Here is a 23,478-nt window from a genome sequence, read left to right as displayed (position 1 = left end):
TCGCGCGCGCGATCCAGCAGCCGCCGGTACGCCGGGCCGTGGAAGCGCTCGATCGCACGCTCCTCGACCGTCACGGCTCGTCCTCCTCGTCCTCGCCCTCGGGCAGGGCGCTCAGGAGCGAGTCGTCGGCGACGGGCGGGACGTGGCGGCGGGGCTTGATGCCGAGGAGTTCTTCGGCGAGCTCGTCGTTGCCGGCGAACCCGGCCTCGGCGTCGATGAGCTGGGTGCCGTCCCACAGGACGAGCATCGCCGACACCGCGTGCGCGGTCTTGTCGTGGTGCATGTCGTAGTGGGCGGCCATCGGGACCGTCTCGTGGTGCACCCACAGGTCGTGGCCGGTCATGAACAGGTCCAGGTCGAACTTGACCGTAAGGCCGAGCAGGTCCGGCTTGTACTTGTCGTCGATGCCGGCGAACGCCTCGTCCAGGGCGATCATGCGCGGGCAGTTCGGGCCGGCCGAGGAGTAGAGGGCGTTCGCGGCCGCGAACAGCGGCAGGTGGATCGCGGCGGACTTCTCACCCCCCGACATCACCGAGTGCCGGGCCCGGGTGAGACGGACCTCGGGCTCGCCCGGCACGATGAGCAGCAGTTCGAACGTGTGCCAGGTGCGGTAGTCGAGGACCTCCGACAGCACCTCTTTGTAGGTGGCGCGCGGATGGGCGGCGCGGTAGTCGCGGATCATCTCGCGGAGCATGCCGCGCAGCTCGGCCAGGCCGGAGGGGCCCAGGCCCTGCGCGTCGCGGGTGAGCAGCCGTGACGTGGCGCGCTGCCGGTCGTCGATCCGGTCCGAGTGGGCCCAGCGGATGCCGATGGCGGTGCCCGACGACATCGGGCGGGACCGCGTGTCGGCGTTCATCCCCCGGACGAGGTCGCGCGCCGCCAGGACGCGCCCGTGGATCTGCAGGGCCAGGCCGGTGAGCAGCTCGTCCTCCAGGACCGTACGCTCGCGCTCCTCCAGCAGGACGCCCTGCTCCCGGGCCCGTTCGGCGACCCTGGAGGCGAAGACTCCGACCGGGTTGCGGCCGTCCTCGTCGATGACGAAGACCATCACGACGCCGGTGGGGTCGTAGTCGAGGCGGTAGTCCGCCTCGCAGGAGGTGAGCGCGTCACCGAAGGTGCGCAGCGCGTCGGACATCCGCCCGGCGGCGCTCTTGAGCGCGCCGTCCGTGACCGGACGGCCCCCGCCGATCTCGGCCCGGAACGCGTCCAGCAGCTCCACCACACCGGCCGGGAACGCCGCCCGCACCGCCGCCGCGGGATCCAGCGGCGCGGAGCGGCCCGCGGCCGTCCCGGCGGTGGCCCCCGGCACGCGGGTTTCGCCCGGACCGGCCGTCCCCGCCCCGATCGTGTCCGCTGTACCGGCCGTGCCCGCCGCGCCGGCGACAGCGTCGGGCGCGGCGGATACGCCGGACGCGCCGGCCTCGGCCGAACCCGTACCGGCCGGTCCGGTGACGGTCGGATCGCCGGTGACCGTGGTGCCGCCGTCCGAGGCGGCGGTGGCGGAGTCCGCCGGTTCGGCGGTGGGGCGGCACAGGGCCTCGATGACGGCCTCGCCGGCGCGGGCGGGCTCCCAGCTCGCGTCGGCGGGCCAGGGGCGCGCGTCGGCGACGCCCAGGAGGACCCGCAGGTCGCGGTGGGCGTACGGGGCGAAGGACGCCGCCTGTTCGAACAGGCCGTTCATCGCCTCGGTGACCAGCTTGCGGCCGTTGCTCAGGTCGGCCTCGGCCTTGATGAGGCGGCGGTCCTGCTTTTCCGCCTCGGACCGCTGCCGCCGGTACTCCTCGTCGGCCGCCCTGATCAGCGCCTCGGTCTCCTCGATCCGGGCGAGGACCTCCTTCAGCGGGGCGTCGAGGGCCTTCTCCCGCTCGGCGAGCTCCTCGACGGCCGCGGCGTGCGCCTTCTCCTTCTCGGCCAGCGCCTCGGCGCTCTCGGCGCGGTCGGAGGCGAGGCGTTCGATGTTGTCGCGGCGGCCGGCGACGTCGTTGGCCAGGACGGCGACGTTGCGCCGCTCGGCGTCGAGGTGGCCGGCGGCGGCGGTGAAGTCCTCGACCGCCTGGGCGACCGCGTCGACCGCCTCGGCCGTGGCCGGCATGCCGCGCTCGGCCGCCGTCTGGCGCAGCCGCCGCCGGCGCGCGTCGACCTCGGCGGACGCGCCTTCGAGGGCCTTGCGCGCCTCCGTCTCGGCGGTACGGGCGACGGTCAGCAGAATGGCGTTGTCGGCCACCCGCTTGACCGCGTCCACCACCGGTTTCGCCGGGGGCAGCTCGCGCTGGGCGCGTTTGAAGTCGCCGAGCAGCTCCTCCAGCCGCTCGGACTCCGCGGCGGCCTCGGCGTCACGCGCCTCCAGCTCCGCGATCGCCTCGTCGCAGGCGGCCAGGCGCGCCCGGCGGCGGTGTTCGCGGTTGGTCGCGCCGATGAACTCCGGAGCCTCCTTCGGCCGGGCGCCGACATGGACGCCGAGGCTGAACTGGGCCCGGTCCGTGACCGCCGCGGCGCCGGAGAAACCCGCCGGATCATCGGTCAGCGCGACCGAGCGCAGCACGGCCGAGATCGCCCCGGCCGGCACCAGATCCTGCTCTTCGGGCACGAGGACGTCGGCCAGCGTCGGCCCCTTCGGACCCGGCGTCACCGGGACGAGGTAACCGTCGGCCTCGGTCTCGGACACCGCCGCCATCGTCGAGGCGGGATCCGGATGGATCCACGCGGTCAGCATGCCCGCGCCGTACAGCGCGCCCTCGATGCCCGCCGCCCTCGACGGCTCCACGTCGTCGGCGAAGCGCACGAGCCGCCACAGCGGCGCCCCCGGCCGGGACGTGCGGTCGGCGGTGCGCAGGTCGCTCGGCGGCGGCGCGTCGTCGCGTTCGGCCTCGATCTCGGCCCGCAGGGCGCGCTGCCCGGCCAGCTCCGCGGCCAGCCGCTCGCGCCGCCCGGCCAGGTCCTGGCGGCGCGAGACCACGGCGAGACGCCGGTCGTCGGACAGGTCGGCGAACACCTCGGTCAGGCTCCGCGCGCCCGCCTCGCCGATCAGCTCCAGGGCGGCGGTGAGCGCCTCCACGTCGGCGGCCTCGGCGACCGGCTCCTCGCCGCCGGACCAGCGCGACGCCCAGTCCGCGAGCGCGGAGGAAGCGTGTTCGCGCACGGCGGCGAGATGCGCGTCGGCCTCGGCGCACTCGGTCTCCCGCCGGGCCAGCTTGTCGGCGGCCTCGGTCACCGCCTCCTCCGCGCGGGCGCGGTCGGCCTCGGCGGCGCCGACCAGCGCGAGGTGTTCGCGCACCTTGGCGACGTCGTCGCGCCGCGCGGTGCTCCGCGCGGAGGCGTCGACCGCCAGTTCCTCACCGCTGTCGGCCGGGCCGTCGCCGTCGGCGGCGATGCCGGCCCGCTCGGCGGCGTCCTCCAGCGCGCCCGTCCAGCGGCCGACCGCCAGCCGCGAGGACCGCAGCCGTTCGTCGGCCTCGTCCGCCTCGCGGGTGAGGGCGCGTACGGTCTCCCCGGCGCGGTCGAGGCGGGCGCGCTCTTTGTCGATCTCGGCCGCGGTGGCGGTGATCTGCGTGCGCATGCGGTCGAGGTCGCCCTGCTTGCGGTACGCGTCGTGGCTCTTCAGCGCGCCCAGCCGGGCGCCGAGCGTGGAGCGCTCCTCCTCGGCGGCGTCACGGGCCGCGACCGCCGCCGCGTGGGCCGCCGTCGCCCGCTCGACCTCGGCCAGCGCCTCGGCGACGCCCCGTGCGTGCCCGGTCGCGCCCTCGAACCCCGACCCGATGCGGTCGAGCTTGGCCTTCGCGTGCACCTGGAGGTAGGTCGTGTAGTCGGCCATGAACGCCGTGACCGCGCTGTCGGCGGCGGTCAGGTCGTCGAAGAGGCGCTGTACGGCGGCGAGGTTCTCGAAGTCGCGCGCCGCCTGGTCGACCAGATCCTCATCGACCGGGCTGAGGCCGGCGGTGAGCGTGTCGGACACCTTGGCCGGGTCGAGGTCCTTGGCCAGCAGCGGGCGCCGGAGCGCGAGGAGCAGGTCGAGGAGCTGGGTGTAGCGCTCGCGCCCCAGGCCGAACAGGCGCGCGTCGACGGCGTCGCGGTATTCGGTGGCCGTCTTGTAGGAGGCGCCCGGCTCCAGCGACTCGCGGAGCTGGCGGTCGGTCAGCGGCCGTGAGTCGGGGCCCAGCAGGCCGAAGTCGACGCCGAGCCGCTTGCCGGTGACGAAGAAGGAGGAGCGCACCCCGTCACGGTTGCGGTGCGCCCGCAGGCCGATGACCAGAGTCACCGTCTCCTCCGCGCGGGCCTGACGGTCGCGCCCGTCCGTGGACGCCTCATCCCCCGCTCGGGCGAACTCCATCCAGACGTAGCCGTACTCGGACTCCTGGCCGCGATAGAGCAGGTTGGACTTCATCGTCCGGTTGTCGCCACTGAACGGGTCGAGCCGCCGGGCGTCGGCGACCCCGTCGAGGACGAACGGGAACAGCACCTCCAGGGCCTTGGTCTTGCCCGAGCCGTTGTGACCGCGCAGGACCAGCCGCCCGTCGGCGAAGACGAACTCCTCGTCGGCGTAGTCCCAGACGTTGATGACGCCCGCGCGAGAAGGGCGGAACCGTGCCGTCATGACGTCTCTCCTCCTGCGGGTGCGGGCAGCGGAAGCTGCGCGGTGTCGGCGAGGGCCAGCGTGATGTTGCGGTAGCGCACGGCGGCCGGCCGGACGAGCACCCCGCCCGGGACCGGCCGCACCAGACTGAGCTCGGCCAGGAACGTCACCGCGGCGTCCAGCAGGCCGCGCGGGTCGTGCTGCCAGGCGCTGGTGAAGGACGCCGCGCCGAACTCCTCGAACAGCTCGTCGACCATCGTCTCCAGCCGGGTCCGCTCGACCAGCGGTGCGGTGCCGGCCGGACCGGCCGCCGGCTCCTCGGTCTCGGGTGGTGTCCAGGCCAGCTCGCGTACGACTCCGGCCTCCGGCAGGCCGGAGTCGATCCGCGCCACGAGTGCGGCGTGGTCGTCGGCCTCGCGCGGCGTCTCGATCAGCGCCGGCTCCTGCTCGGGGTCCTCAAGTAGATCGGCGATCTTGGCGAGCAGCAGCCCGGCCGTACGGTTGACGGCGCCGCCGCGCCCGGGGAACGGCCGGTCGGTGAACACTCCGCCCGCGTCGGCGAGCATGACGCCCTCCGCGCGACGCTCGACCACCAGGCCGGTGAAGCGCGCCAGGTCCTCGGCGAGGCCCGGACGGCGGAGCAGGTCGGCGATGGCGGGCTCGACGTCGTCGTAGTAGACCACGGGCAGCTCGGTGAGCAGCCTCCGCGCGCGCTGTGCCACGGCCTGCGGGTGTACGGCGCCGTCGACGCGCGACAGCGGGTCGTCGAGCAGGCCGGCCGCGCTCGTCAGGTGCTGCACCGGCCGGGCGGGCTTGAACAGGACGGCGCAGATGTCGTGGTCGATGTCGTAGAGCGCGTCGCCGTGCTCGCTGTCGCGGGCCCACGCCTCCAGCGAGCCGTCGGACAGGCGCAGGGCCCCGCGCTCGACGAGCCAGCCGAGGACGTCGACCACGGCCGCCTTGTGCGCGCTCACCGTCGGGTCGAAGCCGAGGCCCTCGATGGCGTTGGCGGCCGGGGTGAAGACCCGGACCAGGTCGGCCAGGCTGATCTCCACCCGGGACCGCTGGAACGAGGCGAGGACGAGGCAGAGATAGGCCATGCGCCGCTGGTCGAAGGGCCGGCCGCCCTTGCGGGCGAACATCAGGCCCTGGGTCGGGTCGAGCCGGTCGAGCCGGCGTACGAGCCGAACCTGGCGCGTGTCGGCGATGAGGGTGTAGCCGAGCAGCTCGCGGAAGTCGCGGGTCATCTCGTCGGCCCAGCGGAGCACCTGTTCGAGCACGCCCGGCCGCGGCCGGGTCGCGGTGATCAGGTCGCAGGTCAGCACGCGGCGGACCGCCTGCTGGTAGGCGCCGAGGTCGGTGGCCTGGACCCCGGCGGCCGCGCGGGGGCGCCGCATCAGGACCTCCCTCGCCGGGCGGGCGCCATCTCGACCGTGAAGCCGGGCAGGTGGAGGCGTCCGCGCGTGGTGAGGACCGTGCTGCCCTCCTCGGCCGGCGACAGGCGCATCATCACCGTGTCGCTCGCGCCGGATCCGGCGCCGAGCCGGCCGGCGACGACCGTGCGGGCCTCCAGGGCGCGGGTCAGGAGCTTGAGCAGGACCCGCGTCTCGTCGTCGTCGAGCACCCGGTCGTAGGCTCCGGCGTCCAGCAGCCGGCCGGCCGCCTCGCGCTCGGCGGCGCGCTCGGCCGCCTGCCGGCGCCGCAACTCGACGCGGGCGCCCGCGTTGGCCCGCACGGGCTGAGGCACGCCCGTCGTGGGCGCCTTGCCGGTGCGGAAGAGACTGATCGACAGCTCGACGCCGGGCGCGTCCCACCAGGTGGCGCGGTCGGAGATCTCCTCGGCGTCGTCGTGGGCGCCGCCGAGATGACGGGCCGAACGCAGGTTGAACGCCGCCGACATCAGCGCGTGCGCGGCGTCGGTGTCGGGGACGCGCCACACCCACTCGGCCAGGTGGCGCAGCTGGGTCGCCCGGTTGACGCCCCCGCGCTGAGCCTCGGTGATCTGGCGCAACAGCGCGATCACCCCGGAGACCGCCGTGCGGGTCGCCGAGCGCAGGTCGCCGGCGCGCGAGTCGCCCTCCGCGGCGAACCACTCGCGCAGGGCGGCCCAGCGGCGCTCCCATTCGTCGAGCCGCTCGGTGTAGGACATGAACGGCCGCTCATCGGCCTCGGCGGCGCGGGCCAGGAGGGTGCCGAGCCCGGTGTCCTCGACCTCGTGCACCGCGCGGGCGAGCCGCGCGAGGTAGCGGTCGAGCTCGGCCATGAAGTCGGTCATGTGCGTGAGCAGGGCGTTCTTGTAGCGGAGGAACAGGTCCGGCGAGGTGTCGGTGGAACGGACGATCTCCCCGAGGGTCACGTGGAACTGCGCCGAGCGCCGCCCCATGTCCTCCATCACCGAGTCGAGCCGGGACAGGCGGCGGTAGACCTGCTCGGTCTCGCCCGCGCGGTTGGCCGCGGCGAGGGCCTTGAGGTCCTCCAGGATGTCGGAGAAGACCAGACGTGACAGGTTGGCGTCCTGGATGCGGGCCTCGAGGAGGTCCTCGACCGCGGTGTAGGCCCAGTAGCCCAGCTCGCTGAACTGGTAGACCGACTGCCGGTTGCGGTAGCGGACGAGGTTGCCCGCCCGTGAGGCGTCGTCGAACCGGTGGACCACCCGGTCGTCATAGAGCGCGTCGAGGCGGCTGCGCAGGTTGCCGTCGAGCGTGGGCACGTCGTCGTACAGCTCGGCGAGCTCCGCGAGGGCCGCCCCGACCTGGTCGCTGTCGACCTGGACCTGGTGGACGGCGCGCAGCCGGTCCATGGCCCGCAGCACCCAGAGGTACGCGACGTGGTCGTCACGCCGGGTGAAGTTGAACAGCCGGAACCGGTCGCTGACCACCAGCGAGTCCAGATCCAGCGCCCTACGGCCGCTCACAGCCCACTCCCCCCGTCATCCACCCGCCCGACCAAGGAAGGGTAGGCAACACCACCGACAACTCGCGCCCCAATCGGCTCTCAGCCGAACACGGGAAGCGTCCGGCGAGCGGACCGAGCGCCCGGCGGTCCGCCTCCGGGATCGGCGCGCGGCCGGTTCCCGTACGGGCCGAAACGGCCCGGTCGTCCCGGTGCCCAGATTCTCGTGATCACCGGACGGTCGCAATCCGGGAGGTCACGGACCAGTATGGGCGGTAGACGCCGCCGACCGCAGGAGCACGCCCATGACGCCGCGCAGTCAGCACTGGTACGCCGGAACGGACCGGAACGCCTTCATCCACCGCGCCTGGATGCGGCGCGGACTCCCCTCCGACGCGTTCGACGGGCGGCCGCACATCGCGATCGCCAACACCGCCTCCGACCTGTCGCCGTGCAACAGCCACCTCGGCGAGGTCGCCGCGAGCGTGAAGGCCGGTGTGTGGGAGGCCGGCGGCGTGCCGCTGGAGCTGCCGGTGCCCTCGCTGGGCGAGACGCAGCTCCGGCCGACCGCGATGCTGTTCCGCAACCTGGCGGCGATGGCGGCCGAGGAGATGATCCGCGCCAACCCCGTCGACGGCGTCGTGCTGCTCGGCGGGTGCGACAAGACCATTCCCGCGCTGCTCATGGCCGCCGCGTCGGTCGACCTGCCGGCGATCGTCGTGCCGGGCGGGCCGATGCTGACCGGGCACTTCCGCGGTGTGCCGCTGGGCTGCGGCACCGACGTGTGGCGGCTCAGTGAGGAGGTGCGGGCGGGCACGCTGTCGCAGGACCGGTTCCTGGAGGCGGAGTCGTCGATGATCCGCAGCCGCGGCCACTGCAACACGATGGGGACCGCCTCGACGATGGCCTGCATGGCCGAGGCGCTGGGCATGACGCTGCCGGGCGTCGCGGGCATCCCCGCGCCGGACAGCCGCCTGCTCGAACGCGCCCACCAGGCCGGCCGCACGATCATCGAGATGGTGGCGAGCGACCGGCGGCCCAGCACGGTCCTGACGCGCGGGTCGTTCCTCAACGCGATCGTGGCGCTCGCCGCGATCGGCGGCTCCACCAACGCGGTCGTCCACCTGCTGGCGATCGCGGGCCGGGCGGGCGTACCGCTGACCCTGGATGACTTCGACCAGACCGGGGCCAAGGTGCCGCTGCTCGTGGACCTGCAGCCGGCCGGCGCGCACCTGATGGAGGACTTCCACCGCGCGGGCGGACTGCGGGCGGTGCTGAACGAGATGGCCGACCTGATCGACGCCTCGGCGCCGACGGTCACCGGGCGGCCGATCGGCGAGGGGCTGGCCGACGCCGAGATCCACGACGATACGGTCATCCGCCGCCGTACGGCGCCGCTCCAGGAGGAGGCGGGCATCGCCGTACTGCGGGGCAACCTGTGCCCCGACGGCGCGGTGATCAAGCCGGCCGCCGCGTCGCCGTCGCTTTTGCGCCACCGGGGGCGCGCGGTCGTCTTCGACAGCATCGAGGACCTGCGGGCGGCACTGGACGACCCGGACCTGGACGTCGACGAGGACAGCGTGCTGGTGCTGCGGGGCTGCGGCCCCAAGGGGTACCCGGGGATGCCCGAGGTCGGGAACATGCCGCTGCCGGCCAAGCTGCTCGCCCGCGGGGTGCGCGACATGGTGCGGATCAGCGACGCGCGCATGAGCGGCACGGCGTACGGCACGGTCGTGCTGCACACCGCGCCGGAGTCGGCCGCGGGCGGCCCGCTGGCCAAAGTCCGCACCGGCGACATGATCGTCCTGGACGTGGCCGCCCGGCGGCTCGACGTCGAGCTGCCGGACGGCGAGCTCGAGGCGCGGGAGCCCGCGTCCGCCTCCGCGCACGCCGCCCCCGCACGCGGGTGGGAGCGCCTCTACATCGACCACGTGCTCCAGGCCGACCAGGGCGCCGACCTGGACTTCCTCACCGGCTCCAGCGGGAGCGAGGTCCGCCGCGAGTCACACTGAGGTCCTCTCCCGCCCGGACGGCGCCGGGGAGACGGCCGGGGTCCGGGCCCGTACGAGCAGGGCGCCGAGGACGGAGGTGACGACGCTCAGGACGGCGGCGAGCGTCCAGGCCAGGCGGAAGTCGCCGGTGGACCCCGCGTCCACACGGGAGCCCAGCAGGGTGACCAGGAGTGCGACGCCGAGGGCGGAGGAGATCTGCCGGAAGGAGTTGACCAGGGCGGAGCCGGTGGCGGTACGCGCCGCGGGCAGTGACTGGACCCCCGCCGCGATCAGCGTGCCGAGCGTCAGGCCGACGCCGGTGCCGCCGAGGATCAGGCTGGGGAGCAGGTCGCGCGCATAGTCCGGCGCGGTGGAGACCATCGCGACCCGCCACAGCATGGCGGCGGCGAACAGCAGGCCGCCGGCCACGACGAGCGGGCCGTGACCGAACCGGCGCGCGGCCCGCGCGGTGAGCGCGGTGACGATCGGGACCAGCGCGGGGCCGGGCACGAGGGCGAGGCCGGTGCGCAGCGCGCTCCAGTGCCAGACGTCCTGGCACCACAGCACGTTGGACAGCAGCATCACGGCGAACGCGACCCCGAACAGGAACGTGCCGGCGCCGGCCACCCCGAACCGGGGCAGGCGCAACAGGTGCAGTTCCAGCAGCGGCGTCGCGTGGCGCGCGGACCGCAGCCCGAACCACGCGCCGACCGCGACGGCGACCGCGAGGAGCCCGAGCGTGCGGCCGGAGGCCCATCCCCAGCCGGGGGCCTGCACGAGCGCTCCGGTCAGCGCGGCGACCGCGACGGTGACCAGCACGGCGCCCCACACGTCGGGCAGCGGCCCGGTCTCCCGCGCCGCGGGCGCGGGCAGGGCGGCCAGCCCCGCGACGACGGCGACGACGCCGACCGGCAGGTTCACCACGAAGACCCAGCGCCAGTCGACCTCGACGAGCAGCCCGCCGACGACCGGCCCGGCGGCCGCGGCGAGGCCGCCGAACGCGGCCCAGGCGCGGGTGGCACCGGTCCTCCGCTCGGCGGGCACGCTGGCCAGGAGCAGGGCGAGCGAGGTCGGCAGCTGGGCGGCCGCCCCGGCGGCCTGGACGACCCGCGCGACCACCAGGACCCCCAGGTCCGGCGCCAGCGCGCACGCGACCGAGGCACCGGTGAACACGACGACCCCGGCGATGAACACGGGCCGCTGCCCGACGCGGTCGCCGGCCCGGCCGAGCACGACGAGCAGCGCGGCCAGGGTGATGGCGTAGGCGTTGAGCACCCAGGACAGGTCGGCCAGCGACGCGGGACGGCCGCCGTGGGAGAAGCTCGCGCCCATCGCCGGCAGCGCGACGTTGACGATCCACAGGTCGAGGTTGGTCATGAAGACGGCCAGCACCACGACGCCGGCGGCCACGCGAGAACGGTTTGAGAATCCAACCACAGAGGTCATGGGCGAGACCTTAAACGCAATCTGGTTTGAGAATCAAACCGTAAGCCGCTAGCGTGAGGCCATGACCGGTACGCGCATCGACCCCGCCACCCTTCCCGGCCGCCCTTGCTCCGCCGCCTCCGCGCTGGAGATCGTCGGCGACCGGTGGGCGCTGCTGGCCGTACGCGAGGTGCTGCTCGGGAACCACCGGTTCGGCCAGATCGCGCGGGGCACCGGCGCCCCGCGCGACCGGCTCGCCGCGCGACTGAAGACCCTGGTCGAGGCGGGCGTGCTCGAACGCCGGCCGTCCGAGGAGGGCGGGCGATACGACGGCTACCACCTCACGGAGGCGGGCCGTGACCTCGGCCCGGTCATCCGCGCGCTCCTGACGTGGGGCAACCGGTGGGCCGTGACGGCGCCGCCGGTGCGGATCCTGCACCACGACCATCCGCTGGAGCCGGTCACGCTCTGTACCACCTGCGGCGAGCAGGTCGACGCCGGCGACCTCACCCGGGAGGTCGCCGACCCCGCGTGGGCGGACGACACCCGGGCATAGCAGCGATCTCCCCAAGGAGCGACATGTACGAAGTGGTCGACTACGACTTCGGCCCGGCCGCCCGCAACCGGCTCGCCGGCACGACGCTGCGCGGCCGGGAGGGGGCGGTCGCCGCGCTGGAGACCTTCTACTACGCGCTGAACAGCGCCGATCTCGACACGCTCGCCGAGGTGTGGTCCGATGACGAGCTCGCCCAGCTCGACAACCCGGTCGGCGGCATCATCCGCTCCGGCGCGGCCATCACCGAGCTGTACCGGCGGATCTTCTCGAGCGGCATGGACCTGAGCGTGACCTTCACCGACGCCGCGACCTACGTCACGGCGGACACCGCGGTCTTCGCCGGCCGCGAACGCTGCGAGTACACGGACGCCGAGGGCACGCGGGTACCGGTGGAGTTCCGCACGAGCCGTTTCTTCGCGTGGGTTCCCGGCGAGGAACGGTGGCGGCAGATCCACCATCACGGCAGCGCCGACGACCCCGGCGCCCTGCGCGCCTACCAGGCCGCCGTACGCCGCTGAGCGCGGGCCGGATCTCCGGTGGCGCACGAGAACGGAACGCGCGCGACCGCGCCGGGAGTCGGAAATACGCCACCCCCGGATGCCCCGCGCGAAGAATCGGGAAATGGAGTCGCCCCGCTTCGCGGCACCCGGCAGAGCACGCCCGACCTCGGGCGGACCCGCCGATTAGGAACGGGCGCCCCGCCTAATGTCACTCACCGTCAACGCAGGCGATTTCCGGCGTGGCACGAGCGACTGGGAGATACCTGAGAAACCCCGGAATGGCCATTCAGTGATCGATAGTATGATGCCCGGATTGTGCGGGGTCGATCACATGTACGGCTCGAACGTTCTCTGTACTGAGTTGGCATGGTCTGCAGCAGAGTGGGGTCCCAGGGGTGCATCGCAGGATGAAAGTGACATGGTCCAGTCGTTGGTTCGCGCCGGTGGCGGCCGGGCTACTCCTCACACCGATCGCGGCCTGCTCGTCGAGCGGCAACGCCAGCCAGTCCGCGGCCAAGGCTCCGGCCGCCGCCGCGACGATCACCCCGGCGAACGGGGTGAAGAAGGTCCGCCCGGACAAGGGCGTGCAGGTGACGGCCGCGAGCGGCGTGATCGACCAGGTCACGGTGCAGGGCGGCGGGAGCACCGTCGAGGGTGTCCTGTCGGCGGACAAGAAGAGCTGGCAGACCAAGTGGACGCTCAAGCCGGGCACCATCTACACGGTGACGGCGACCGCCAAGAACGCCGACGGCAAGGTCACCACCGCGACGAGCAAGTTCTCCACGATGAAGGCGTCGTCCTCCATCTCGATCAGTGACGTGACGCCGGGCTCCAAGGAGACCGTCGGCATCGGCATGCCGATCATGATCAACTTCGACGGTCCGGTCACGAACAAGGCCGCGGTGGAGAAGGCCCTGGAGGTGCGTTCCACCAAGCCGGTCGAGGGCGCCTGGCGCTGGATCACCTCCCAGGAGGTCATCTTCCGGACGAAGTCCTACTGGCCCGCGCACACGTCGGTATCGGTGGTGGCGCACATGGCGGGCGTCCGCGCCTCCTCCAAGGCGTACGGCACGAAGGACTTCAAGCGCAGCTTCAAGATCGGCGCGTCGCACGTCGCGAAGGTCAGCCTCAAGACGCACAAGAGCAAGGTCTACGTCGACGGCAAGCTCGCCAAGACCATTCCGATCAGCGGCGGCACGGGTGGCGGCGACTCCCACGGCAACGACTTCCGCACCACGAGCGGCATTCACCTCGCGATGGGCAAGCTGCCCGAGGTCTGGATGACCTCACCCAACGTCAAGAAGGGCGAGGCGGGTTACTACCACGAGCTGGTGCTGAAGGACGTACAGATCAGCAACAGCGGTGAGTACCTCCACCAGAGCCCCGGTGAGTACGAGTGCCTCGGCCACCGCAACTGCAGCCACGGCTGCGTCCGCCAGAGCGTCGCCGGCGCCCGCTGGTTCTACAACCTCAGCCTGCGGGGCGACATCATCAACATCACCGGGTCCTCCCGGAAGCTGGAGTGGAACAACGGCTGGGGCTACTACCAGATGCCCTGGAAGACCTGGGTCAAGGGCAGCGCCCTGAAGAAGCCGGTGATGACCGTGGCGAGCGGCGGGGCCGGCAGCCCGACCACACCGCCCGCGTCCTCCCCGGCCGCGTCCTCCACCCCGAGCTGAGCCGCCGACCGCCCGAACGGAGCGCGCGGGGTGACCGGCACCGGCCGGTCACCCCGCCGTCCGTCACGGCGTCGCCGGCGCGCTCTGGGGCCGCAGCGGTGCCGGCGAGAGCCGGTCACCGCGGTCCACGAACTTCAGGCAGGCCGCGGACGCCAGGCCGAGGAGCAGCAGCACCAGCCAGGGCAGGCTCTTCATGCCCATACTCTGGGACAGGCCGATCGCGGCGGCGCTGACCAGGTTGCCGAAGACCCCGCCGAAGCCCGACAGCAGGTTGTTGACGCTGTAGTACGTGCCGATCACCCGGCCGCCCGAGAGGTTGGCGATCGTGGCCATCTCGAACGGGTGCAGCATCATCGATCCGACGCTGAGCGTCGCCGCGCACACGAGGATCGGCAGGAGCCGGATGACCGTCGAGCCCTGCATCGGCGGCAGCATCAGCGGTATGAACGCCACCCCCATGAGGATCAGGCCGCGGACCATCGCCTGACCCGCCGTCCAACGCCTCTCGCACCAGCTGATCAGGCGGACCTGGAGGGCGAGACCGAGGACGGCGGACATCACGAACAGCGCGGTCATCCCCGCGTGCCCGCCGGAGATGTGACGGATCTCGAGCGGCAGCCCGAACGAGATCTGGAACGTCAGCGCGTACGAGGCGAACATCGTCGCCGCGAAGGCCAGGAACGGCCGGTTGCTCAGCGCCTCCCGCCAGTCGGCCCAGATCGGCCGGGACGAGCCCGTCTCCGGCCCGGAGATCGCGGGTAGGAAGCGCCACTGCGCCGCCGCGAGCGCGAGCAGGATGGCGACCGAGGTCAGGCTCACCGCACGGAACCCGAAGTGGATGAGCGGGACGCCGACGAGCGGGCCGACCAGCACGCCCAGGCGGCGGCAGACGCTGAAGACCGCGAACGCGTCGACGGTCCGCTCCTTCTCCTCGTGCGCGAGGTAGGCGCGGTTGGCCGGGACGAACAGCGCGCTGGAGACTCCGGTCAGCACCGACGCGGCGATCAGCCACGGCAGGCTGCCGAACACCGCGTACATCCCGCAGCCGACGGCCTTCAGCAGGCAACCCGCGGTGATCATCGGCTTGTACCCGATGCGGTCGGCGAGCGTGCCGCCGATGACGAAGAGGCCCTCGCTGAAATGGCGCAGGCTCATCACGATGCCGACGATCCAGACCGCCACCCCGATGCCGTGTACGAGGTGGTCGGCGAGGTAGGGCACCAGCATGAGAAGGGCGATGCTCACGCCGATCTCGTTGATGAACAGGATCTGCGCGGGCCGGCCGAAGGACCGGAACTGCCGCAGGGTCGCGATCACGTGCCACCCCCACGGCGTTCCGGTGGACCGGCGGCGCCTCCCGCCCGGTCACCCGGACAAGCCCCCGGCGGTAACGCCGGCGCCGCCGGCCCGGCAGCCGGCCCCGGAGCCGGCACGCACACGCGTGGACGACGACATCGCGTCGCCGCGGGTGCGTCCGGCCCCTCCCGAACTCCGTGGTCGAGTGTGATCCCCGACATCTCCGCTCCTATCGAATGGCGCACGAAGGACCGGAGGCCGATGGCGTTCTAGCCCCCGTGACCTGCGCTGATTACTTTCAGTAGCCCACTACTCTTAGTAGTGGGCTCTTTGCCATGCGTGAGGAGTAGCCAGGCGGGTGGACCGCACTACCCTTCAGGAGACATCGGCCACGCAGGCCCCAGGAGTATCAGCGGCGGCGGACCAGCAACATCGCGGCGTCGTCGGTGATCCGCCCGCCCACGTGACGCAGCACGTCGGAGCGCATCTCCTCCAGCGCCTTCTCCGGGTCGGCGGCCTTCAGCAGCCCGCTGCGGTCGGCCAGCGGGTAGAAGCGGCCCTCGCTGTCACGCGCCTCGATGACGCCGTCGGTGTAGAACAGCATCCGGTCGCCGGGCGCGAAGCCGATGGTGTACGGCCGCGGCCGGGTGTCGGCAAGGCCGGTCAGGCCCAGCGGCGGCGCGACGTCCTCCGGTTCGGCGAACTCCCCGACGCCGCCCTGGCGCAGGATGAGCGGCGACGGGTGACCGCAGTTGACGAGCGTGGCGGTGTCGCCCTCGTCGAACTCGGCCAGCACCGCGGTGACGAACTTCTCCCCCGACAGCCGCCGGCCCAGCGAGGCCTCGATGCGCGCCACCACCCCGGTGAGCTCGAGCTCGTCGTAGGCGGCCTCGCGGAAGGCCCCGAGCACGGCCGCCGCGGTCTCCACCGCCTCCAGGCCCTTGCCCTGGACGTCGCCCACGATGACGCGGACCCCGGCCCGGGTCGAGGCGACCTCGTACAGGTCACCGCCGATGCGGGCCTCCGCGGTCGCGGAGGTGTAGCTGACCGCGACGTGCACCGGGCCGACCCGGCGTGGCACCGGACGCAGCAGCACCTGCTGAGCCACCTCGGCGACCGACCGCACCTCCGCGAGCAGACGCTCGCGCCGCTGCCGTCCGGAGCTGGCGAAGACGCTCGCGACCGTGATGCCGGCCACCATGGCGAGCATGAGGGTGTTCTGCCGCCGGCCGAGCGCGTGGCTGTAGGAGCTGAGCAGCACGTCGAGAACGAGCGCGGCCGCGCCCACCAGCGCGGTGCGCCGCATGCCGCACCACAGGGCCGCGAAGGCCGGCCCGAGCGCGAGCAGCGGCCGGAACCGTACGTCCGGGCCGGCGAGTATGTCGCTCAGTGCGACGACGCCCATCGCCAGGAACGGCAGCCAGCGAAGCCACGGCCCCGGACCCCCGGATCCCTCGACATCAGTGATGACGACCCCCCGCACCCCCGTCATTCCCCTGCGGCAGGATAACGTCCGGCCGGCACGGGACCGGGTTCTTTCCGTCACCCGGCGTACACGACGGCGAGCGCTCAGGGCGTCAGGGTGAGCGTCCGCCGGGCCTCGCGCCGGATCGTCTCCGGCGTGGCGCGCATCGGGATCGTCTCGCCGCGCGCCCACAGTTTCGCCTGGTCCCAGTAGTGCGCGTCGAAGGCGTGCCCGGACTCCCCGGTGAGGTTGATCCACCGCGACCGGTCGAGGTCCGCGAGATCGACGATCATGCGCATGGACGGCACCCAGTCGACTCCGTAACCGGTCTGGGCGTTCGAGCCGGTGGCGTCGACGAGCGAGTCACCGCCGCCCAGCCTCAGCGGGCCGCGGTTGAAGAGCCACTCGATCGGCCCGATCCCCGAGTCGCCGAACGTCTCGTTGGTCAGCTCCAGCCGGTGCAGGTCGCCCCACTTCCACTTCGCGGGGTCGCCGCCGAGGCGGTGGCGCAGCTCCGTGCCGGCGTCCTTCATCGCCGCGCGCAGGACGTCGTCGCGGGTCTCCTTCACCCCGGTCGTCCGCACGTCGTCCCACCAGGGGTCCGCCGGCCGGTCGAGCAGCTTCCGCAGCACCTCGAACCAGCGGTCACCGCCGTCGGGGCGGGCGCCGTCCGGCAGCTCGTCGTTGAACGTGCGGATGAGCAGGTGCCGGTAGACCGCGTTGTAGTAGGCCGCGGGCGCGGAGCCGGCGCCCTGGGTGTAGTCCCAGCCGCGCAGCAGGTCCACCGCCGCGCCCGCGCCGACGCGGAGCAGGTGCGGCACGAGCGCCGGCGCGAACCCGTTGCGGTCGTCCATCTGGATCCGCGCCATCCCCGCGGCGTCCATCACCGGCGTCTGCCGGATGAGCTGCTCGATGCGCGCGGCGCGGTAACCGTACGCCCAGTCCTTGGTCAGCAGGTCCGGGTAGCCGGGACCGGTGGCGGCGTTGTTCGCGGTGACGATGTAGCCCTGCCTCGGGTCGTAGACCGCGGGCAGCCGGTCGAAGGGCAGGTAGCCCTTCCACTCCTGCTTCCCCGTCCAGCCCTCGGCGGGCCAGGTGCCGTCCCCCTTCGTACGGACCGGGATGCGCCCCGGCGCCTGGTACCCGATGTTCCCGTCGACGTCGGCGTACACGAGGTTCTGCGCGGGCACCTCGAAGGACGCGGCGGCGGCGCGGAACTCCGTCCAGTTCCGCGCGGTGTCCATCAGCCCGATGGCGTCGGCCGTACGGCCCGGGTCCAGCGCCGTCCAGCGGAGCGCGACGGCGAGGCCGTTTCCGGCCCGGCGCGCGTCATCCAACGCGTCCGAGATCAGTGGGCCGTGCCGCGTCGCCCGCACGGTGATGGTGACCGGCCGGCCGCCCGCGACCTTGATCTGCTCGGTCCGCGTCTGGAGCGGCTCCCGGCGGCCCTCGTACTCGTACGTCCCGCCGCTCACGCGTTCGAGGTAGAGATCGGTGACGTCCGGGCCGAGGTTGGTGAAGCCCCAGGCGACGCGCTGGTTGTGCCCGATGACGACGCCGGGGACTCCGGAGAAGGTGAAGCCGCCGACGTCGAACGGGCACGCCTGGCCCACCTGCCGGCAGTGCAGGCCGGCCTGGTACCAGAGCGAGGGCATGGCCGGCGCGAGGTGCGGGTCGTTGGCGAGGAGCGGCTTGCCGGTGGCCGTGCGGCTGCCCGCGACCACCCAGGAGTTCGAGCCGAGGCCGGGCGCGCCGTTGCCGAGAAGCGTCGGCATGGCGTGGATCGCGGCCGAGACCTTCTCCAGCGCGGGCGGCAGCGTACGCGCGCGGGGCCGGTTCACCGGGCCGCCCCGTGCCTTCTCGCCGCCGGCGACGATGACCGGGTTCCGGTCGTAGGGGTAGGCCGGATACAGCTGGTCGACGCGGTCCCTGGGCACCTTCGTGGCGGCCAGCGCGCGGCCGAGCTCGTCGTCCATGTTGCTGCGCAGGTCCCAGGCCATGGCCTTGAGCCAGGCGAGTGAGTCGACCGGGGTCCACGGCTCGGGGTGGTAGCCGGTGCGCTGGAGGCCCAGCACGGCGTACTCCAGGCTCTGCGTCGCGGTGTCCGGATGCTGCCGCAGCCACGCGTTGACGCCCTGGGCGTACGCCTGGAGGTAGCGCCGCGTGTCGGGGCGCAGCAGGGGCAGCTCTCGCTCGGCCACGCGGCGCCAGCCCATCGTCCGCACGACCTTGTCGGTGTCGAGCGTCGTCCGGCCGAACAGCTCCGACAGCCGGCCGGCGGTGACGTGGCGGCGGAAGTCCATCTCCCAGAACCGGTCCTGCGCGTGCACGTAGCCCTCGGCGCGCATCAGGTCGTCGGCGTCGTCGGCGTAGATCTGCGGGATGCCGTACCGGTCGCGGTAGACGGTGACGTCCTTGCTCAGTCCCGCGACGGCGATCCGGCCGCTCGTCCGCGGATAGGACCGCCGGATCGTCCACCGCGCGTACAGGGTGAGCACCAGGGCGAGGACCAGGAGCACGATCAGGATGCGGACCAGCCAGCGGGCGGGACGCGGCAGCCGGCCCAGCGGCGCGAACCTCGTCATGAACGCCTCTTTCCGTACCGAGGGTGGAGGAAGGCTAGAGCATTTCGGACCTCCTGTCCGCCGGCTTCCCGGCCCACGCCCGACAGGTTGCCGCTTCGCGGTCGGCTCAGGCGTCGTAGCGGAGGCCGTCGAGAAGCAGGTCGAGCATCCGGCCCGCCTGTTCCCGCTGGCCGGGTCCGCTCGCCGCCATGGCGATGCCGCTCAGCGTCATGAGCACGTCGTCGACGTTGACACCGGCGCGCGTCCGGCCCGCCTCGGTCGTCGCCGTGACGAGCACGTCGAGGGCGGCGTCGAGACGATCCCGGCTCTGGGCGTACGGGTCGCCGCCCGCGGAGATGACGGCGCGGATGGCTTCGCTCATGCCGATCTTGGTGGTCATGTAGTCGATGAACCGGTCCATCCAGGTGCGTAGCGCCCGCTCCGGGGAAAGCGTCCGCAGCAGCTCCGGGGCGGCCGCGCAGACCGCGTCGAGTTCGCTGCGGTACGCCGCCTCGATGAGCGCCTCACGCGTCGGAAAGTGCCGGTAAATCGTCCCGACGCCGACACCGGCGTCCTTGGCGATCTCGGCGAAGGGCACCTCGGGACCGCGCTCGACGAACAGCCGCGACGCGGAGGTGAGGAGTCGTTCGCGATTGCGTCGTGCGTCGGCACGCGGGGCGCGCTCGGTGGTCACCAGGCCTCCTGATCCGCTTGCGAACCGGAATAAGTTCCGAGTCTCGCTCGGCTATCCGGAAAAAATTCCGTTGGAGTCGGCCCGGGCCCTCGCGGCGAAGGGCGCGCACGTCACCCTCGCCGTACGCGACGTCGCCGCCGGCGAGCGCGCGGCCGAGCGGATCCGGGCCGCGGCGGGCGCCGGCCGTGTCCGTGTCGCGGAACTCGACCTTCTCGACCGGGCGTCGATCCGCGCCTTCGCCCGCTCCTGGCGGGGGCCACTCGACGTGCTGGTCAACAATGCCAGCGTCATGGCGCTGCCGGAGCTCCACCGCACGCCCGAGGGCTGGGAGGTGCAGTTCGCCACGAACCACCTCGGCCACTTCGCGCTCACCCTCGGCCTCCACGACGCGCTCGCCGCCGCCGCCGACGGCGCCCGCATCGTGTCGGTGAGCTCGAACGTCCACCGGGTCTCGCCGATCGTCTTCGACGACATCATGTTCGAGCGCCGCCCCTACGAGGAGTGGTCGGCCTACGGGCAGTCGAAGACGGCCAACGTGCTGTTCGCCGTGGAGGCCGCGAAGCGGTACGCCACCGAGGGCATCACCGCGAACGCCCTCATGCCCGGCGGCATCCGCACGGGCCTGCAGCGGCACCAGACCAGCGCCGCCGCCCAGGAGATCTTCGACCACTACGACTGGAAGACCCCGGAACAGGGCGCCTCGACGACCGTTCTGCTCGCGGCGTCGCCGCTCGTGGCCGGTGTCACCGGCCGGTACTTCGAGGACAACAACGAGGCCGAGCTCACCATCGATCCGGACGCGGAGTCCGGCGTACGCCCCCACGCGCTCGACCCCGCGGCCGCCGAACGCCTGTGGGACGTCTCCCTGGAACTCATCGGCGGCTGAGCCGGCCGGTCTCACCGGACGGCACGAGGGACCACAGCCGCCCGCCGACGGGCGGGAGGAGGTCCGACGTGCGCGGCAGCGGGAGGACGGCGACTCTGCGACTCGCCGAGGCCGTCGCCGTCGCCCGGCGGTCCGTCGCGCGCCGGACCACCCGCCGGGCGTATGCGGCGGCCACGCGGGCGGCGCTCGAGGAAGTGAGGGCCGCCTCCTCCCGTGGGCACGCGGTCCACCGGTCAGCGGTGGGCGGAGCGCAGCAGCTCGTTGATCTCCTCGGCGGCGGCGCGCACCTGGTCGAGCAGCTTGTGCTGCTTCGCGGCGGGGGCCCGTACCAACGGTGACGGCACGGACAGTGAGGCCAGGATTCCGGTGCTGTCCCGGACCGCGGCGGCCGCCGCCCAGATCCCCATATCGATCTCTTCCTCACTGCACTCCCAGCCGCGCTGCTCCACGAGCACGACCTCCTCCTCCAGCCGCGCCGCGGCGGCCGGATCGCGCGCGGCCAGCGGCTCCAGGTACGCGTGGCGCGCCTCCGGGGACATCGATGCCAGCAGGATCCGTGCGCTCGCTCCGTGCTCGAGGGACATCGGCTGGCCCGGCTCGTACGACGTGCGCAGCCGGTGCGAGGACTCCACCCGGTGGACGCACACGGCGGAACTGCCGACCAGGCGGACCAGGATGACCGTCTCCCCGGTCTCGGCGGCGAGCCGGCGCATGACCGGATCGGCGAGGTCGACGAGCGTCTCGGCGGCCTCGGCCGCCTGGGCGAGCTGGATGACCCGCGCGGACAGGTGGTAGCCGCCCTGGTCGGCACCGACCAGCAGCCCCGTGTCCCGGAGGAACGCGACGTACCGGTAGACGCTCGGCAACGGGATGCCGGTGACCTCGGCGAGGTCGCGCGCTGACAGGGTGTGGCGTTCCTTGGTGAACGCCATGAGCACGGCGAGGACTCGCCGAGCGCTTTCGGCGCCGCGAACCGGCGCAGAGCTGGACAAAGGGTTGACACCGCCCGCATTAGCGATTTAACTCGGCCGTAAATTTCTCACATCGAGAGACTCTGACTATCACTACATGATAGTAGGAGGGCGGGCCGCATGTCCTTGTCGCGACACCCCGAAGAAGATCACCTCCGCGAGTTGCTGGCCGCCGCGCACCGCGTGCTGTACCACCAGGGCCTCGTGGACTACCTCGGCCACTGCAGCGCCCGCGTGCCGGGCACCGACCGGGTGCTCATCAAGCCGAAGCACTCTCCCCGGGTGCGTGGCCTGGGCGGCCTGACCCCCGACGACATGGTCGTGATCGACCTCGACGGCGAACTCGTCGAGGCCGGCGCCGCCGGGGACGCCGAGGGGCCGCCGGCGGAGCGCTTCATCCATACGGAGATCTACCGCGCGCGGCCGGACGTGTCCGCGGTCGTGCACACGCATCAGCCGGCCGGCACCCTCCTCGGCGTCATCGGCGCGGAGCTGCTCCCGGTGCTGCACGTCCCATCGGTGCTCACGGCCGGCGGCGACGTCGGAACCTGGCCGTGCCCCCTCCTGGTGACCTCACCGGACCTCGGCCGCGAGCTCGCCGGCGCCCTGGGCCAGAGAGGACTGTGTCATCTCCAGGGTCACGGCGTCGTCAGCGCCGCCGACGACCTGCGGCGGGCGGTGCTGGCGGCGATCGCCGTGGAACAGCTCGCCGAGGCGAACCTCACCATCCTGAAGACCGGACTGCGGCCGCGGATCATCCAGCCGGACGAGCTGAGCCGGCTGGACGAGACCGTGGCGGCCATCGGCGGGCGCTGGGCGTACTACCTGGAGCTGGCCGGTCTCGATCCGGTCGCGGCGGTACCGGCGTAACCGGCACGACTCCGTTCGGCCGCGTGACGGTACATGCGTGGCCGGCCACGACGCACCCAGCGGTGCGGACACGATGAGGAGAACCGATACACCGTGAAGATCGACGCCTTCTGCCACATCATGCCGCGGCCCTACTACGACCGTTTCTTCGAGCTGGACGTCGCCGTGCACGCGGCGAACCTGCGCAAGCGCGTGTCCAACATCCCGTCGCTGGTGGACATGGACGTCCGGTTCGCCCAGATGGATGAGTTCGGCGACTACCGCCAGATCATCAACATCGCCGCGCCGCCCGTGGAGGATCTGGGCTCTCCGGCCATCTCCAAGGAGATGGCGCGCATCGGCAACGAGTCGATGGCCGAGCTGGTCCGCGACCATCCTGACCGGTTCGCCGGGTTCACGGCGTGTGTTCCGATGGACGATCCCGACGCCGCGGTGGCGGAACTCGACTATGCCGTCGAGGAGCTCGGCGCCTACGGCGCGCAGATCTACACCCACGTGAACGGCCGGCCGATGGACGACGCGCGGTTCGAGGCGTTCTACGAACGCATGGCGGCCTCGGGCGGGCTCCTCCAGGTGCATCCCTGCCGCAGCTCCGCGTGGTCGGACTACCCGACCGAGCCGCGGTCCCGGTATGAGATCTGGTGGACGTTCGGCTGGGAGTACGACCTGTCGGCGTTCATGGCCCGGATCGTCTTCTCCGGCGTGCTGGAACGTCATCCGGATCTCAAGCCGCTCATCCACCACGGCGGCAGCATGGTGCCGCACTTCGCCGGCCGGGTCGGCCCCGGCTGGGACCAGCTCGGCGCCCGTACGCCGGAGGACCAGAAGGAGGACGTCGAGGGCTACCCACTGACCAAACGGCCGATCGAGTACTTCAAGCAGATGTACGTCGACACCGCGATGTTCGGTGCCGCCAACGCCGTACGCTGCTCGATCGACTTCTACGGCGTCGACCACGTGCTGTTCGGCTCCGACAGCCCGTACGACCCGGAGCGGGGCCCCGGCTACATCCGGTCCACCATCAAGAACCTGCAGGAGGTCGGGCTGACCGAGGCCGAGCAGGACACCATCTTCCACGGCAACGTCACCCGCCTTCTCGGCCTCACCGCGGAGGCGTGA

The 23,478-nt window shown here is 72.5% G+C and carries 16 protein-coding genes; 7 read left to right on the top strand and 9 right to left on the bottom strand.

Annotated features, from left to right (window positions below):
• Positions 1–70 precede the first annotated feature (70 nt).
• The 3 genes from OG417_RS26510 to OG417_RS26500 are packed head-to-tail and all read right to left on the bottom strand — an operon-like array spanning position 71 to position 7,484.
• Positions 71–4,591 (bottom strand): TIGR02680 family protein, encoded by a 4,521-nt coding sequence (locus tag OG417_RS26510; RefSeq protein ID WP_329261576.1) that lies wholly within the window; start codon positions 4,589–4,591, stop codon positions 71–73.
• Complete coding sequence (locus tag OG417_RS26505) at positions 4,588–5,967, bottom strand: DUF2398 family protein (protein ID WP_329261574.1); 1,380 nt, start codon at positions 5,965–5,967, stop codon at positions 4,588–4,590. The genes OG417_RS26510 and OG417_RS26505 overlap by 4 nt, the downstream gene beginning before the upstream one ends.
• Positions 5,967–7,484, bottom strand: a complete 1,518-nt coding sequence (locus tag OG417_RS26500; protein WP_329261571.1) for a TIGR02677 family protein — start codon at positions 7,482–7,484, stop codon at positions 5,967–5,969. The genes OG417_RS26505 and OG417_RS26500 overlap by 1 nt, the downstream gene beginning before the upstream one ends.
• Before the next feature lie 283 nt (positions 7,485–7,767).
• Between OG417_RS26500 and OG417_RS26495 the strand changes: the two genes are divergently transcribed.
• Positions 7,768–9,474: an IlvD/Edd family dehydratase gene (locus OG417_RS26495; protein WP_329261568.1), complete on the top strand. Its 1,707-nt coding sequence runs from the start codon at positions 7,768–7,770 to the stop codon at positions 9,472–9,474.
• Here OG417_RS26495 and OG417_RS26490 read toward each other — a convergent pair.
• Positions 9,466–10,863: an MFS transporter gene (locus OG417_RS26490; protein ID WP_329261565.1), complete on the bottom strand. Its 1,398-nt coding sequence runs from the start codon at positions 10,861–10,863 to the stop codon at positions 9,466–9,468. The genes OG417_RS26495 and OG417_RS26490 overlap by 9 nt on opposite strands.
• Before the next feature lie 97 nt (positions 10,864–10,960).
• On the opposite strand from OG417_RS26490, the gene OG417_RS26485 reads away from it, so the two are divergent.
• From OG417_RS26485 to OG417_RS26475, 3 genes are all read left to right on the top strand, one after another.
• Entirely contained in the window at positions 10,961–11,434 is a 474-nt protein-coding gene (locus OG417_RS26485) for a winged helix-turn-helix transcriptional regulator (RefSeq protein WP_329261562.1), read from the top strand.
• A gap of 23 nt (positions 11,435–11,457) precedes the next feature.
• Positions 11,458–11,952 (top strand): YybH family protein, encoded by a 495-nt coding sequence (locus OG417_RS26480; RefSeq protein ID WP_329261559.1) that lies wholly within the window; start codon positions 11,458–11,460, stop codon positions 11,950–11,952.
• A gap of 395 nt (positions 11,953–12,347) precedes the next feature.
• Positions 12,348–13,613: a L,D-transpeptidase gene (locus OG417_RS26475; protein WP_329261557.1), complete on the top strand. Its 1,266-nt coding sequence runs from the start codon at positions 12,348–12,350 to the stop codon at positions 13,611–13,613.
• 63 nt (positions 13,614–13,676) lie between these two features.
• Here the strand turns inward: OG417_RS26475 and OG417_RS26470 are convergent, their stop codons facing one another.
• From OG417_RS26470 to OG417_RS26455, 4 genes are all read right to left on the bottom strand, one after another.
• The gene (locus tag OG417_RS26470) at positions 13,677–14,930 is read right to left on the bottom strand and encodes an MFS transporter (RefSeq protein WP_329261554.1); all 1,254 of its coding nucleotides are present in this window, start codon (positions 14,928–14,930) and stop codon (positions 13,677–13,679) included.
• 388 nt (positions 14,931–15,318) lie between these two features.
• Positions 15,319–16,401 (bottom strand): PP2C family protein-serine/threonine phosphatase, encoded by a 1,083-nt coding sequence (locus tag OG417_RS26465; RefSeq protein ID WP_329261551.1) that lies wholly within the window; start codon positions 16,399–16,401, stop codon positions 15,319–15,321.
• Positions 16,402–16,478: 77 nt separating this feature from the next.
• Positions 16,479–18,959 (bottom strand): penicillin acylase family protein, encoded by a 2,481-nt coding sequence (locus tag OG417_RS26460; protein WP_329261548.1) that lies wholly within the window; start codon positions 18,957–18,959, stop codon positions 16,479–16,481.
• Between the two features lie 106 nt (positions 18,960–19,065).
• Complete coding sequence (locus tag OG417_RS26455; protein ID WP_329261546.1) at positions 19,066–19,632, bottom strand: TetR/AcrR family transcriptional regulator; 567 nt, start codon at positions 19,630–19,632, stop codon at positions 19,066–19,068.
• A gap of 70 nt (positions 19,633–19,702) precedes the next feature.
• Between OG417_RS26455 and OG417_RS26450 the strand changes: the two genes are divergently transcribed.
• Positions 19,703–20,518: an SDR family NAD(P)-dependent oxidoreductase gene (locus OG417_RS26450; protein WP_329261543.1), complete on the top strand. Its 816-nt coding sequence runs from the start codon at positions 19,703–19,705 to the stop codon at positions 20,516–20,518.
• Between the two features lie 233 nt (positions 20,519–20,751).
• Here OG417_RS26450 and OG417_RS26445 read toward each other — a convergent pair whose 3' ends face one another.
• Complete coding sequence (locus tag OG417_RS26445; protein WP_329261541.1) at positions 20,752–21,510, bottom strand: IclR family transcriptional regulator; 759 nt, start codon at positions 21,508–21,510, stop codon at positions 20,752–20,754.
• Between the two features lie 99 nt (positions 21,511–21,609).
• Between OG417_RS26445 and OG417_RS26440 the strand changes: the two genes are divergently transcribed.
• Complete coding sequence (locus OG417_RS26440; protein ID WP_329261539.1) at positions 21,610–22,359, top strand: class II aldolase/adducin family protein; 750 nt, start codon at positions 21,610–21,612, stop codon at positions 22,357–22,359.
• 93 nt (positions 22,360–22,452) lie between these two features.
• Entirely contained in the window at positions 22,453–23,478 is a 1,026-nt protein-coding gene (locus tag OG417_RS26435) for an amidohydrolase family protein (RefSeq protein ID WP_329261537.1), read from the top strand.

Source organism: Actinoallomurus sp. NBC_01490 (assembly GCF_036227085.1).
Taxonomy (GTDB): Bacteria; Actinomycetota; Actinomycetes; order Streptosporangiales; family Streptosporangiaceae; genus Actinoallomurus; species Actinoallomurus oryzae.
This window is presented reverse-complemented; position numbering and strand designations above follow the sequence as displayed.